This window comes from Candidatus Thiothrix sulfatifontis, assembly GCA_022828425.1.
In the GTDB taxonomy this organism is placed as follows: Bacteria; Pseudomonadota; Gammaproteobacteria; order Thiotrichales; family Thiotrichaceae; genus Thiothrix; species Thiothrix sulfatifontis.
Genome location: CP094685.1, coordinates 2830246 through 2843775 on the forward strand (window position 1 = coordinate 2830246; position 13530 = coordinate 2843775).

Annotated in this window: 11 protein-coding genes and 1 pseudogene; 3 read left to right on the forward strand and 9 right to left on the reverse strand. The window is 51.0% G+C overall.

Translation table 11 applies throughout. From position 1 onward, the window contains the following. Positions 1–117 precede the first annotated feature (117 nt). Together L3K52_14100 and L3K52_14105 are read left to right on the forward strand one after the other, a co-directional pair. Complete coding sequence (locus tag L3K52_14100) at positions 118–1260, forward strand: FIST C-terminal domain-containing protein (GenBank protein UOG91319.1); 1143 nt, start codon at positions 118–120, stop codon at positions 1258–1260. Further along, positions 1247–3064: a response regulator gene (locus L3K52_14105; protein ID UOG91320.1), complete on the forward strand. Its 1818-nt coding sequence runs from the start codon at positions 1247–1249 to the stop codon at positions 3062–3064. Before L3K52_14100 ends, L3K52_14105 begins: the two co-directional genes overlap by 14 nt. A gap of 20 nt (positions 3065–3084) precedes the next feature. On the opposite strand, the gene murB is transcribed toward L3K52_14105, so the two are convergent. The 9 genes and pseudogenes from murB to L3K52_14150 form a co-directional block, all read right to left on the reverse strand. After that, on the reverse strand, positions 3085–4095 hold the full coding sequence (murB, locus tag L3K52_14110; protein ID UOG91321.1) for a UDP-N-acetylmuramate dehydrogenase: 1011 nt from the start codon (positions 4093–4095) through the stop codon (positions 3085–3087). 97 nt (positions 4096–4192) lie between these two features. Further along, positions 4193–5143, reverse strand: a complete 951-nt coding sequence (ccoP, locus tag L3K52_14115; protein UOG91322.1) for a cytochrome-c oxidase, cbb3-type subunit III — start codon at positions 5141–5143, stop codon at positions 4193–4195. Positions 5144–5145: 2 nt separating this feature from the next. Then, positions 5146–5373, reverse strand: coding sequence for a cbb3-type cytochrome c oxidase subunit 3 (locus L3K52_14120; protein ID UOG91323.1), 228 nt, complete (start codon positions 5371–5373; stop codon positions 5146–5148). A 49-nt stretch (positions 5374–5422) separates the two neighbouring features. Next, positions 5423–6181, reverse strand: coding sequence for a cytochrome-c oxidase, cbb3-type subunit II (gene ccoO, locus L3K52_14125; protein ID UOG91324.1), 759 nt, complete (start codon positions 6179–6181; stop codon positions 5423–5425). A 17-nt stretch (positions 6182–6198) separates the two neighbouring features. After that, complete coding sequence (gene ccoN / locus L3K52_14130) at positions 6199–7644, reverse strand: cytochrome-c oxidase, cbb3-type subunit I (GenBank protein ID UOG91325.1); 1446 nt, start codon at positions 7642–7644, stop codon at positions 6199–6201. Positions 7645–7799: 155 nt separating this feature from the next. Then, positions 7800–8159 carry a diacylglycerol kinase gene (locus L3K52_14135; GenBank protein ID UOG91326.1) on the reverse strand — a complete coding sequence of 120 codons (360 nt, stop codon included), beginning with the start codon at positions 8157–8159 and terminating at the stop codon, positions 7800–7802. A 12-nt stretch (positions 8160–8171) separates the two neighbouring features. Continuing rightward, positions 8172–8267 (reverse strand): annotated as a pseudogene (locus tag L3K52_14140) (SEC-C domain-containing protein). Between the two features lie 709 nt (positions 8268–8976). Further along, the gene (locus tag L3K52_14145) at positions 8977–9876 is read right to left on the reverse strand and encodes a DMT family transporter (GenBank protein ID UOG91327.1); all 900 of its coding nucleotides are present in this window, start codon (positions 9874–9876) and stop codon (positions 8977–8979) included. 12 nt (positions 9877–9888) lie between these two features. Beyond that, positions 9889–12984 (reverse strand): carboxypeptidase regulatory-like domain-containing protein, encoded by a 3096-nt coding sequence (locus L3K52_14150; GenBank protein ID UOG91328.1) that lies wholly within the window; start codon positions 12982–12984, stop codon positions 9889–9891. 292 nt (positions 12985–13276) lie between these two features. Between L3K52_14150 and L3K52_14155 the strand changes: the two genes are divergently transcribed. Continuing rightward, positions 13277–13516 carry a hypothetical protein gene (locus tag L3K52_14155; protein ID UOG91329.1) on the forward strand — a complete coding sequence of 80 codons (240 nt, stop codon included), beginning with the start codon at positions 13277–13279 and terminating at the stop codon, positions 13514–13516. The last annotated feature ends 14 nt before the right edge of the window (positions 13517–13530 follow it).

The window sequence follows — 13530 nt, forward strand, 5'->3', positions numbered from 1 at the left end:
TTATCTAGGTTCAACCGTTCCGACAAATGGTAGGGTAATCATGGGCAAGCTTATGATATTATTTTAGTCAAATAGAATAGATTAAAATAATACAATGCACATCCGGGGGAAACGACCGTGCAAGTTACATTAAGCTTTTTTACACAGGCGACAGGTTGGTACAAACCCTTGCCTGAAGTTGATTCACCCCAAACATTGGTGCTGATATTTAGCCCTCCCGATAGCAAACAGTATCAAACCGCTATAAAACAGTTACATGATCATTATCCGCTGTCAGTGATCGCAGGTTGTTCCACCATTGCCGGTATTTTCAATGAGCATCTGCTTGAAAACGCCTTGGTGGTAGGCGTTATTCGCTTTAAGACGACGCGCCTAGCCTTTGCCAGTGCTGAATTGCCGCATATAGACCACTCTTTTCAAGCGGGTCAGCAAATTGCCACTGACCTAAATGCACCGGATCTTAAAGGTATTTTCGTTCTGACCGATGGTCTTAACACCAATGGCAGCGAATTAATTCGTGGCTTGGCTTCGGTTGTTGATGAAGCCAACGTTACCATCGTCGGTGGCTTAGCCAGTGACAATATGCAGTTTTTATCCACATGGATCTTGTACCAAGGGCAAGCTACCTCAATGCGTGTTTCTGGCGTTGGTTTTTATGGCAAAGAACTGGTCTTTACCAGCTACGCACGTGACGGCTTCAAGCCTTTTGGCCCTGAGCGCATAATTACCCGCTCAGCAGGCAATACCTTGTATGAAATTGACGGTCGTCCTGCCCTACAGCTTTATAAAGAATACCTTGGGGGACACGCTGACAACCTACCCGCGACCGCCTTGCACTTCCCGTTGGCTATCTGGAACCACACCAAAGATCATTACGTGGTGCGTACCGTGGTGTCAATCAATGAAGCCGATAATAGCTTAGGGTTTGTAGCAGATATTCCACAGGGTTATAGCGCTCAATTGATGTATGGCAGTTTTGACAATTTGCTGGATGGTGCAGAAATAGCCTCGCGCAGCTTAGCCAATCGACTACCGCCCAAAACCCCTGTATTCGCGCTCACCATCAGTTGCTCAGGACGCAAGCTCATCATGGGCGATGATACTGATCAAGAATTGGAAGCCACGTTGGAGAACTTGCCCACGGGCAGTCAACAGCTTGGCTTTTACTCTTATGGTGAATTAGCGCCCACAGCATTCGGCGGGCATTGCTGCCTGCACAATGAAACCATGACCTTAACGGTGATGCATGAAGGAAGTTAAACCTCTCCACAAGCGCTTACAAAAACAATTAAAGCGCAGCGGCTTGCTCCAACACGGTTTGCCAGACGATCCAAACAAATGGCAGCATTTTCTGCACCAGATCGATCTTTCCTACACTGGCACCAGCGACGCACAATATTTATTGGAACGTTCCTTGGAGGTATCGTCGCAGGAAATGCGCAAACTGTACGACGATCTCAAAGCTGAAACCGAACAACGCATCGATGCCTTGCACAAATCCGAACAAAAAACCCGCTTCATGGCGAACATGAGTCATGAATTACGCACACCGATACACGGTATTTTGGGTTCATTGGAAATCGTGAAAGACACGACACTGGATCCGCGTCAGAAATTATTTGTGGATACTGCGTATGCCTCCTGCGAAGTCATGCTGGATGTGATTAACAATATTTTGGATTTTTCCAAACTCAAAGCGGGCGGTATTGAGTTGGAAATTATCGAATTTTCCCCGCGCGAATTGGTAGAAAATATCAGCAGCATTATGTCTACCATGGCGCAGGAGAAAAATCTCGAAGTTCAGTGCTACATTCCCGAAAACATCCCCGAACGTGTTAAAGGCGACCCGGCTCGCTTACGGCAAATGTTGATGAATCTGGTGGGCAATGCCGTCAAATTTACCGAACGCGGCGAAGTGTACACGGGCTTGGAATTGCTGGAAATCCGCAATGACAAAGCCTTGCTACGCTTTGAAGTTCGTGATACTGGCATTGGCATTCCGCTCGCTATGCAAAAAAGCGTGTTTGAATCGTTCGTACAAGTCGATGCTTCCATCAACCGGCGTTACGGTGGCACCGGCTTGGGTTTGACGATTGTACGCGAATTCGCCGAAATGATGGGCGGGAGGCTTGGACTAGAAAGCGTTCCCGGTCAGGGCACCACGTTCTGGTTTGAAATCGCCTTCCCTGTCACCGAAAATCATGCATTCGGCAGCGCTCAGCACCACTTGGAAGGCCGCCGGATCTTGGTCGTGGATGACAATGAAACCAATCGACGTATTCTGGAAAATTACCTGCAAGCTTGGAAAGCCGAAGCCATTATCGTCAGCAATGGGCATGATGCTTTGCACAAACTGGAAGAATCCATCACCCAACAACGACCAATCGACCTCATGTTGCTGGACTGGTTTATGCCGCAAATGGACGGTATCGCCCTAGCCAAAGCCATCCGCAGTGATAACCGCCATGAGCAAACCCCGATTGTGATGCTTACCTCTTACGGCATTTCACTAGAAAAACAACAACAAGCGGGCGTGCAGGCCGCCGTTACCAAACCCGTGCGTTCCATCACTTTACGGGATGTATTGCTGGATACGTTACGGCGTCATGCGCTTGATCATCAATCCACATCAAAATCCACAACTGCGCCACCTTTCCCGAATATCGTCTTGAAATCAGTCGCATCGGTCGAGCCTGCGATTTTGTTAGCCGAAGACAACCCAGTCAACGCGCTGATCGCTGTCACCATGTTAGAAAAGCTCGATATTCACGTGGATCACGTCACCACCGGCAAATCGGCACTCAAAGCCCTGCGCAATCGCCCTTACCAACTGGTGCTGATGGATATCAATATGCCGGAAATGGATGGCTACACCGCGACCCGCTACATCCGCAAATGGGAAAAAGAGGGCATCATCAAGCAGCATATTCCGGTGATTGCCATGACTGCCAACGCACTCAAAGGTGATCGCGAACGCTGCCTAAAAATGGGCATGGATGATTATTTGGCAAAACCCGTCAAACAAGACGAACTGCTCAAAGTTGTCGAGCAGTGGTTGAAATAAGGGCGTACACGGTTTCGCCCTTAACGAATCACCCGTGGTTCAGGCTCTAAGGTAATCCCGAATTTATCCTGCACCGACGCAATAATCGCTTGGGCAAAATCCCACACCTCAGCGCCCGTGGCATTGCCGTGATTCACCAATACCAATGCATGTTTGGCGTAAGTACCGGCATCACCGCTGCGCTTGCCTTTCCAGCCGCATTGATCAATCAGCCAACCCGCTGATGTTTTCACCTGATCGTACTGCGGCCAACCCGGTATATCAGGAAATTGTGCTTTGAGTGCCACCCATTGCGCTGTCGCAATCAACGGGTTCTTGAAAAAACTGCCAGCGTTACCGATTTCGGCGGGGTTAGGCAATTTGCTTTGACGAATCTGAATGATAGCGTCACTAATCAAACGCGCATTTAAGGTTTTACCGTCCAATAATTCTTTGACCCCGGCATAATCAATTTTCCATTGCGGCTGACGCGGTAAACGGAATACCACAGCCACAATCAACCAGCGCTCCGGTTCTACCGATTTGAAATAGCTATCACGGTACGCAAAACGGCATTCTTCGGCACTAAAATCGCGGATTTCGGCGGTGCGCCAGTCCAAGGCTTGCACTTCATACACGTGGTCTTTCAGCTCGACGCCATACGCCCCAATGTTCTGCATTGGCGCAGCCCCGACGGTTCCCGGAATTAACGATAAATTTTCCAGCCCTGCAAAGCCTTGTGCAATCGTCCATTGCACAAATTCGTGCCAGTTATTGCCCGCTCCGGCGCGTACATAATGGTAATTGTCGTCCTGCCCTAATACTTCCAAGGTTTCCAAGCGCACTTGCACCACTAAACCGGGGTAATCATTGACGAACAGCATATTGCTGCCGCCCCCCAGAAACAACAGGGGCAAATCCGGGTGTTCCTGTTGCCAAGCCATGAGCGTGCGCACCCCACTCAATGTATGCAAGGTACAGAAATAACGGGTTTTTGCCGCCAAGCCAAACGTATTGAGTGCTTGCAGGGAATAATTTTCGCGAATCTTCATGAGGAAACCGCTTGTGTATCCGTTTGTTTATTAACAGTTCATAACGCAAAAAGGCCGGAACAAATCCGGCCTCTAGCGTACATGAAAACAGCTTGCCTTACTGTGCGCCAACGCCACCAGACATCTGTTGCAGGTAAGCAACCAATACCTTAATTTCAGTGTCAGACAAGTTGCGACCGTCTTTACCGAATACTGGCATTTGACGTTTCACGCCGTTGTGCACCAGCGTTTTAATCGCTTGCAATTTAGCTTCAGGCGTTTCTGCGGCTGGTACATTAGCAATTGTCCAAACTTTGTCAGTCAAGTTAGCAGAACCTTGCGCGTGCATTCCTTTGCCTTCTTTGGTGTGGCACATGTAGCACCCACCCGTATTGCCTTGGAAAATCTTCTCGCCTTCAGCAGCGGCTGTTACATCCACCGCTGGCTCGCCAGACAACGTTAATACGTAATTTGCCACTTGATTTAACTGTGTTTCGTCAAACGTCTTGCTGTACGCGGGCATGTAACCCATGCGCCCATAACGCAATGTATTCTCGATGGTGGTAGTGTCACCACCCCACAACCAATCGTCATCCACCAGATTCGGGTACATCCCAACAACGCCTTGACCACCAGACTGATGGCAAGCCGCACAGTTGTCACCGAACATCCCTACACCGTAAGAACGCACGAAAGAAGACATATCCGGGTCTTGCGCAATCTGTTGGTAAGATGCCGCACCAACTTTAGCAAGGTATTCTTGCTGCTTGATCGCTTCCGTGCCATTTTGCATGTCATGAGCCAGTAGCGCACGCATGTTCCAATGGGTCGTTTTTTCTTCGCCAGCATCAGTCTTATAGGTAATGTCATTACCAATGCCCTTCAGGTAAGTTTTACCGATTGGCCAAGACGGGTACATGATCCAATAAACAATTGTAAAAATGATCGTGCCGTAGAATGTCCACAACCACCAGCGTGGCAGCGGATTATTGAATTCTTGCAACGAATCATCCCAAACGTGACCAGTCGTTTCTGCGCCAGTCAAGGGGTCTTTAACAGGAGTAGCCATAACTATTTCTCACCTTTTGCTTGGGAAGCCGCCTCTGCTGCTTTAACGCGCTTATCTGCTTCATCTTCATCCATCAGCGGCAGGTAGCGATAAGACTCAAGTCTTTCGCCCCGTCTGCGGCTGGAGTAGTTGTAGATGACAATGCCAACAAACGTCGTAAAAAAGATCAGTAATGCAACGGTCTTGCTATTACCCATATCCAATATCCACGTCCAAAAATCTGTCAGCATTTGATCCTCACCTTAGTCAACAGAGGCTACTATCCAGTAGCACAGAAAATTAACGGAATTGAATGAAGTGGTCTTCATCAAACTTTTTAAAGTCAACCATCGTACCCAGCACTTGCAAGTAAGCAACTAAGGCATCCATCTCACTGATGTTAGAAGAATTGCCGTCGTAGTTACCTGCTTGCGCTTGCGCGATCAAGTTAGCTTCTGCTTGATTGAGATCGAGTTTCTTAGCGACCTCTTCACCAAAGCGCTTCACGTTATCTTCGTATTCAACCGTGGTCTGTGAGTAGGGCACACCCACCCGCTTCAACGCCACCATGCGGTCTTGAAGATCGGACAAATCCAAATCCGTCTCTTTCAGCCAAGGGTAATTAGGCATAATCGACTCAGGCACGACTGAACGCGGTGCGGTTAAATGCTGAACCTGCCATTCGTTAGAATACTTACCACCCACACGCGCCAGATCAGGGCCAGTACGCTTGGAACCCCATTGGAATGGATGATCGTATTTAGATTCAGCCGCCAATGAGTAGTGACCATAGCGCAAGTCTTCATCACGGAACGGGCGCACCATCTGCGAATGGCAAAGGTAGCAACCTTCACGCACGTAAACGTCACGACCACGTTGTTCCAGTGGCGTGTAAGGACGTACCACTTCCAAACCCGTCTGTGGATCCTTCACATCCTCCACAGTCTCATTGATGTAATGCAACGGGACGATTTCCACCAAACCACCAATACTGATGGCAACCAGGGTCAGAACAATCAATAGCCCTGAATTGGTTTCGATACTTTCATGTTTAAACATATCTCAACTCTCCCCGATTATGCTTGAGCAGCAGCAGTAGCAGGAACACCTTCTTCCTGTTTCGCACGTGCAATGGTCATATACATGTTGTAAGCCATCAACAACATACCCGACAAGAAGAACAAGCCGCCGACTGCACGCGCTACATACGGGCCATGCATGAACGCTACCGTCTCAACGAAGGTATACGCCAAATTGCCGTATTCATCGAAAGCACGCAACATCAAACCTTGACCGATACCGGATACCCACAGCGCAGTGATGTACAGAATGGTACCAATGGTTGCCAAGAAGAAATGCGTATAAACCAATTGCACGCTGTACAAGGTGGTGTTCCACAGACGCGGTACCATGTGATAGAACGAAGCAAAAGTGATCATAGCTACCCAACCCAACGCGCCGGAATGCACGTGACCAACTGTCCAGTCGGTATAATGTGACAGCGCATTAACGCTCTTCAATGACATCATCGGACCTTCAAACGTGGACATGCCGTAGAAAGACAATGCGGTAATCATGAACATCATGATCGGGTCAGTACGCAGTTTGTCCCATGCACCAGAAAGGGTCATGATACCGTTGATCATACCGCCCCAAGATGGCATTAACAGCATGATAGAGAAAGTCGCAGCCAGCGTAGACGTCCAGTCAGGGATTGCGGTCCAATGCAGATGGTGAGTACCTACCCACATGTACATGAAGCTCAACGCCCAAAAGTGGATGATGGACAAACGGTAGGAGTAAACCGGACGACCTGCTTGCTTAGGCACGAAGTAATACATCATTCCCAAAAATGCTGCTGTCAGGAAGAAGCCTACCGCATTGTGACCGTACCACCACTGTGTCATAGCATCTTGCGCACCGGAGAACAAACTGTAAGAAACCGGAGAAGTCAAGCTGATGGGCACTGCCAAGTTATTGAAAATATGCAATAACGCCGTCGCCAGAATGAATGACATAAAGAACCAGTTAGCCACATAAATGTGTGGTTGGTTACGTTTCATCAGGGTAACAGTGTAAATCAAGAAGTAAGTCACCCAAACCACGGTGATCGCGAGGTCAACGAACCAAACAGGCTCAGCGTATTCACGGGCTTGTGTGAAACCTTGCAAATAGAGCAAACCGGCAACCAAAACCGACACATTCCAACCCCAGAAGGTGAAGTTCGGCCAGAATGTGCCACCCGCCAGACGCGCCTGACAAGTACGTTGTACGATGTAGTAAGAAGTTGCAAACAGCGCATTACCACCGAAACCGAAGATAACACCGCTGGTGTGTAGCGGACGTAAACGCCCGAAAGTGATCTGGGCAATATCGAAGTTCAGAAACGGCCAAGCCAGTTCTGACGCGATATACACACCGGCAGTCATGCCGAGGATACCCCAGATAATTGAAGCTATCGCGAATTTCTTCACGATATCATAGTTGTATTGCTCTGAAGAGAGTGCAGCACTATGAGCCATCGTTTGCCCTCTGTATTAACAAGATTGAAAAAATAAAAACACTGTAATGTAATATAAGCATACAGTAAAAAACGGGATAAGAAAACGTTGATACTGTGTGAAAACGCGCACTTCAGCGGGGCATGGTGCGCCTAATGCACTCAAATTGACTTAGATCAAGAAAGCATGAATCCCCAAGTGATAATGACATTGAAAATCGCAATCGTTACCGCCGCCGACCCCATGTCCTTCGCCCGCCCAGAGAGCTTATGACGCTCCATGCCGGTACGATCGACCACCGCCTCCACAGCAGAATTCAGCAATTCCACAATTAATAGCAGTAAAACACTGCCTATCATTAAAGCTTTTTCCACCCCGTTTTCACCGAACGATAACGCCAATGGAAAAGCCAGTGCCATAACCCACACTTCTTGGCGGAATGCTTCTTCATGCTTATAAGCCGCACAGAAACCTTGCCACGAATATTGCGCTGCTTTGATAATCCGAGTAAGCCCGGTGTTACCACTGTAAGCCATTCTTATAGTCCCCTATTGCATACAACACTTTTTATACTTCTTGCCGCTCCCGCACGGGCACGGCTCGTTCCGTCCAATCTTCGGCTCGGCACGAATCACCTGTTCCACCAGCGGCGCATCATCCTCGTCTTCATCATCATCATTGTCGTCCTCTTCCACCTTATAGCTAGGGCGCGGCGTATCGCGTTTAGTACGCAAGCCCATGCCCAGCTCCACGTCTTCCAAGTCACCGCTGACCGTCCAATCCACCTGATCTTCCGCAAACGCCACCCGAATCGCAGGCATCGCCTCCACCGCTCGCAACGCCACCAACTCCGCCACGATCAGCCCGCGCAAACCGTAATCCCGCGCTGCCGAATGCTGCAAGGCATACACCAGCCGCTCAATCACCGGCTTACGCAACTTGCTGTGGCGCTTGCCGGTTTCCACCAAACACTGCAACGCCAGCGGAATCGCAAACTCATCGTTACGCTTATCCAACACATAATCCAACAGCGGATCCAGTGCCGCATCACAAGCAGCCGCCACGACCATTGGAATTTCATCCAGTGCCCAATCGTCTTCCGCCACCACGTCAAAAATGCCAATCAGCTCATGCAAGCCCGCAGGCATCAAATGCAGCAACGCCCGCCAGGAATGCAACGGCACCCAATAATCCGCGCCCTCGCTTTCCACAAAACTGTTATCCGCCACCAACTCCACCAGCGTCGGCGCATCCGCCGCCGTCAGCCCGTAACCAGAATAATCGCGCCAAGGGCGGTTATCGGTGGGTTCGCCCAATACCGCAAAAATCTTCACAATGCGTTGCTTATCCACATCAAATCCTTTTCTTGTTTGCCAGCAAAATCCCAGCAGCTACCAATATCATCCCGATTGCATGGTAAAACTGCAAGCGTTCCCCCAACAACAGCGTCGCCAACAAAATTCCGAACACCGGCATCAAATGGCTAAACTGCCCGGTACGGTTCACACCCAAGCGTTGCGTGGCATGATTCCAAAACATATACGACAACAACGACGGAAACACCGCCACATACGCAACACTCGCCACACTCAACGTCGTGAATGGCATGGTCTGAAACGTCATGCTTTCATACATATACAGCGGCAAAATCACCAACGCACCCAGACTCACCGTAAACCCCAAAATCGGCATCCCCTTCAAACCATTGGGCAATTTACGCAGCAACACGGTGTACAACGACCAATCTAACGTCGCCAACACAATCCACATATCACCGCGATTAAATGCCAACTGCTGCACCACCTGCCAATCGGCCTTGGTAATAATCACCAACACACCCACCAACGATACCCCGATACCCAACCACTGCCACACGTTACTTTTCTCATGCAACACCAAGCCCGCCAGCAAAATCATCGTGATCGGCGTAACCGATTGCAGCAACACCCCATTGGTCGCCGTCGTCGTTTGCAAACCGACATACACCAAACTGTTAAAACCCGCGATACCCAACGTTGCCAACGCCAGCACCAACCGCCAGTGCGTTCGCGCTAATGGCAACGCCCCGCGCATCGCCGACCACGCAAACGGCAACAAAATCAACGCCGCCACCGCCCAACGCCAAAACGACAAGCCCAACGGCGGCACATCGGCATGGATAGCCCGCGCCAAATTAAAATTACCTGCCCAGAACAGAATCGTCAGTACCAGCAGTAAATAGGGGGAAAACCGATCAAGAAATGAATGTTGCATCGCCGCAGTATATCACCGCACTTGCGCCGTAATCTGCAACTGCCTGCTATCCTTCGCCGCCAACCACCCCACATTCCACGCCCCCGTCAGCGGATCGTATTCCCCCAACGGACTCGCACTTTGAAACGCCAAACCAGCAGGCAACAAATCGTGAATTTGCACCCCATTTGCGTCATGCGCCCCCGTATTGTTCACCACCAACGTATACACCACCGCCTCACCCCGCTTTACCGCTGGCTTATCCATGCTTTTACTCAAACTCAAATCGGTTTGCTGAGGCAAAGTTAAACCCAAATCCCACGAATTCGCGTTTGCGCCCGCCACCAACGCAAACACCGGCGTTTTGCCCGCCGCATCCGCATCACTATCGGTTTGCGCATTGCCGCTCATGCCACTAGCCGTCGGCACATATCCCGCAGGAAACCCACTAAACACCAAGTAATAATCACCGGGCAATACGGACTCAAACACATACAGCCCCGCCGCATTCGTCTGCGTACTCGCCACCAACGCCCCATCAGCAGAATGCAACGCCACCGTTACCCCCGCCACTCCCGTTTCAGCGGCATCCTGCACCCCATCACCGTTGGCATCCAACCACACCCTATCACCCAACGATGCAGGCAGCGTAACACCCAAATCATAATCCGCCGTCATACTCCCCGCCGCGCCCGAACCCGCTTCCGCAATGCCTTGCGACGCTATTCCTGCCAGCGGATTACCTGCCAAATAATCATCCGGCTTATCCAGTGCAATGCGGTAAACCGTATCAGGCGACAAACCCCAAATAGCGTAATACCCAGCAGCATCCGTCACCGTTTCCGCCACCAACGTTGCGCCGTCATACACCCGCACGGTCACACCTTCGATTGCTGCTTCATCCGCTGTTTTTTGCTTATCGCCGTTGTCATCAAACCACACCGTGCCGCTCAAGCCTGCCACCGCTGCGGTATCCACCATCACCAAGCCCACTTTGGGTGGCTCCGTGGTTAATAAGGTTTCAGTGGTCTTGGTAACGGTATCGTAATAACTCGCTGCATAGGCAAAGCTATTCCACGCAATGCTGCCACTTATGGGTGTTGATTCACTCGCCAATTGACGCACCGGCACAGTGATGCGCAACTTTTCTCCCGGCTGCAACCCACCGCTTGGCACAGCCGTAAACTGAAATTCCGCATTATTTGCCGCGTATTGCATCCCAGCAGGCACTTCACCCGCCGTCAATGCCATCACCGCACCGTCACTGGCAACCCGTTGCAAACCAATCTCACCCGCCAACACCAAACTCCACTGCGACCCACGCGCTCCCCCCGTCACCAAGGCGCTATCACCCACGACAGGCAAAACATCGCGCACCTCCACCGCCGTATTGGTCACATTGCCAGTATTGCGAATTTCCAGTACATACGTTCCCACCCCGCTCAACCCCGTCTTGCCCGTATTCGGAAAACGGCTCAACGTACTGTCCAGCTCCCCCTGCACCCATTTCACGCTGTCCAAGGTCGTCAATTGCGGCACATTGAAACTCAGATTGCTGGAACGGCAAAATGCCCGCGCAGTCTTGCCCGCATCCGCACCGTTCGCGCACGTCACTTGCGGGTAATCGCCCGTCGAAAATTGCGCCACATTGGTCACAACCGTTCCCGCCACGATACCGGGGCGAATTCTGGCACTGAAATACACCGCCATGCCCTTATCTGACAACCCCACTGGCAACTGACAACCGGGAAATTCCCAGCGCAATTTCACCCGCCCATCCGCTTGCACGGTACGGCTGAAACGCGGTATCTGACACGCTGTTTGCTCAGTCGTTACCGCATTACTCGGCACCGCAACCCGCCACCAATTGCCAGTCTGCCCTGTGACATAATCCAAACTCGCAGGCAACACATCTTCCAAAATCGGGTATTGCGTGCCCGTTCCCGATAACTCATCCACCGCCAACGAGACGCGATAGACGTAATCATTGCTGGCGGGTGCAGGCGCAACAATTGGTTGCCAAGCGGGTACGGTATACACCACCGTCGAACCATCCGGTGACACCACCCCGCCCGTCGGGGTGATTTTGCTAAGGCTCAAGATCGGCTCACCCTGCCCCACTACCGGCACCAGCGGCGCACAACTCGTGCCATGCAACGACGATTCCACGCAATTGCGCAAACCATCGCCCACATAATCCGCGTCCACCACCAGGCGCACATCCAACGTTTGTTTGGCAAGATTCGCACTCACCGCCCAACGCAAACGCTTGATGGATGTCACCAGCATCCCCGCTGGCAAGCGCGTTGCCACACACCCGGTTGGATTTCCCGCTGCATCGTGCAAATCACCCGCCCGACCTGCGGCGAATTCCGCTTCCGCCCAATCCGACACTGGCAAATTCAAGGAGTGAAATACACCCGTACCCGTGGCACTGCAATCCACTTCCGGGTAGTTCATCAGTTTAGGGGTATTCGACGCGGTTGCCCGTTCCACCTGCGTCCCCGCTGGCAACGTTTCCACTACCGTGTAAGCGGTTTCACTGGTGGGCAAATTCACGCTCCAACGTTCCAAACCGCCCGGTTGCACAAAATCGGCGCTGCCCGTTTTCGCAAAACCGGGGCTGGGTGCGGGTGGTGGCGTTGGGCATGGCGCATCAATCCCCGCAGGCACACTAACATCCGGGGCAATCGACGTGCTCGTCACACCGCCACTGACCGCGCTTGCCACATTGCTGACAACGGCTGGTGGTGCAGCACTCCCACACGTAGGAAACTTCACTTGCACCTTGAGAATCCCCGTCGAACCGGCGGCTAAACCATCGGCTGGCACGCCTTCCGGCAAACTTTCAAACGGGGTGGCTAAGCGCCAACTTACGGTTTTATCGACCATTGAAACTGCCGCGACACTGCCTCCCATCGGCGTATAACTGACTATTTTCAAGGGAGCAGGCACGCTGTCGGTAAGCGTCGGGGTCGCACAATACAGCTCGGTGATACTCGCGCACCGATAACGCAAGGTATAAGTGAACGTTTCACCCGCCCCTGGCGTGGTAGTGCTCACCTGCTTGCTAATCAATAAATCCGAACCCGCCGCGAATACCGGCGGAATGCCCAACAACAAGAACAAGATTAACGTCCCTAACCACGACCATCCTGCGACCGTAATAACAGAAATATTATAATTACACACAAACAAGCCCACTATTTTTTAATTAAAATTCATTTATATAATCTTATTTTATGGCAAAAGCAGGCAGAGTGCCACCCATCCATTAAAACGTGTAGACACCTGAGGGGAAACCCTACGTTTATCCGATTCCAACCGTCATCGGTTCACTGTTATGATAAGTTGCTAGGTGAAAGCCTGAGCACAATATCCATAATTAAAAACACATGACGACTAGGACGAGGAAATACACATGAGTATCGGCAAAGCTGTTCAAAAAGGTACGTTAATTTATATTTACGACCATAATGGCAAACAAATCACTTCAGTATCCGCCCCCGGACGCTGGCCGGAAGACGGTCTCAAGAGCTTCACCGCCAATACCGTCAGCATCCAAAAGGGTTCACTCATCTACCATTACGACGAAAGCGGTCACTGCGTCGGCAGACCACAGCCCGCCGCGCACCTTGAGCGTCAACCTTGTGCCGCCTAAGTGAGAACGTGCCG

What these genes read in the sequence shown, in the direction of transcription:
- ccoN (UOG91325.1), bottom strand. Translation starts at nt 7,644, where the DNA reads ATGGCTCATAGTGCTGCACTCTCTTCAGAGCAATACAACTATGATATC.
- L3K52_14120 (UOG91323.1), bottom strand. Translation starts at nt 5,373, where the DNA reads ATGCTGACAGATTTTTGGACGTGGATATTGGATATGGGTAATAGCAAG.
- ccoO (UOG91324.1), bottom strand. Translation starts at nt 6,181, where the DNA reads ATGTTTAAACATGAAAGTATCGAAACCAATTCAGGGCTATTGATTGTT.
- L3K52_14145 (UOG91327.1), bottom strand. Translation starts at nt 9,876, where the DNA reads ATGCAACATTCATTTCTTGATCGGTTTTCCCCCTATTTACTGCTGGTA.
- murB (UOG91321.1), bottom strand. Translation starts at nt 4,095, where the DNA reads ATGAAGATTCGCGAAAATTATTCCCTGCAAGCACTCAATACGTTTGGC.
- L3K52_14155 (UOG91329.1), top strand. Translation starts at nt 13,277, where the DNA reads ATGAGTATCGGCAAAGCTGTTCAAAAAGGTACGTTAATTTATATTTAC.
- ccoP (UOG91322.1), bottom strand. Translation starts at nt 5,143, where the DNA reads ATGGCTACTCCTGTTAAAGACCCCTTGACTGGCGCAGAAACGACTGGT.
- L3K52_14135 (UOG91326.1), bottom strand. Translation starts at nt 8,159, where the DNA reads ATGGCTTACAGTGGTAACACCGGGCTTACTCGGATTATCAAAGCAGCG.
- L3K52_14105 (UOG91320.1), top strand. Translation starts at nt 1,247, where the DNA reads ATGAAGGAAGTTAAACCTCTCCACAAGCGCTTACAAAAACAATTAAAG.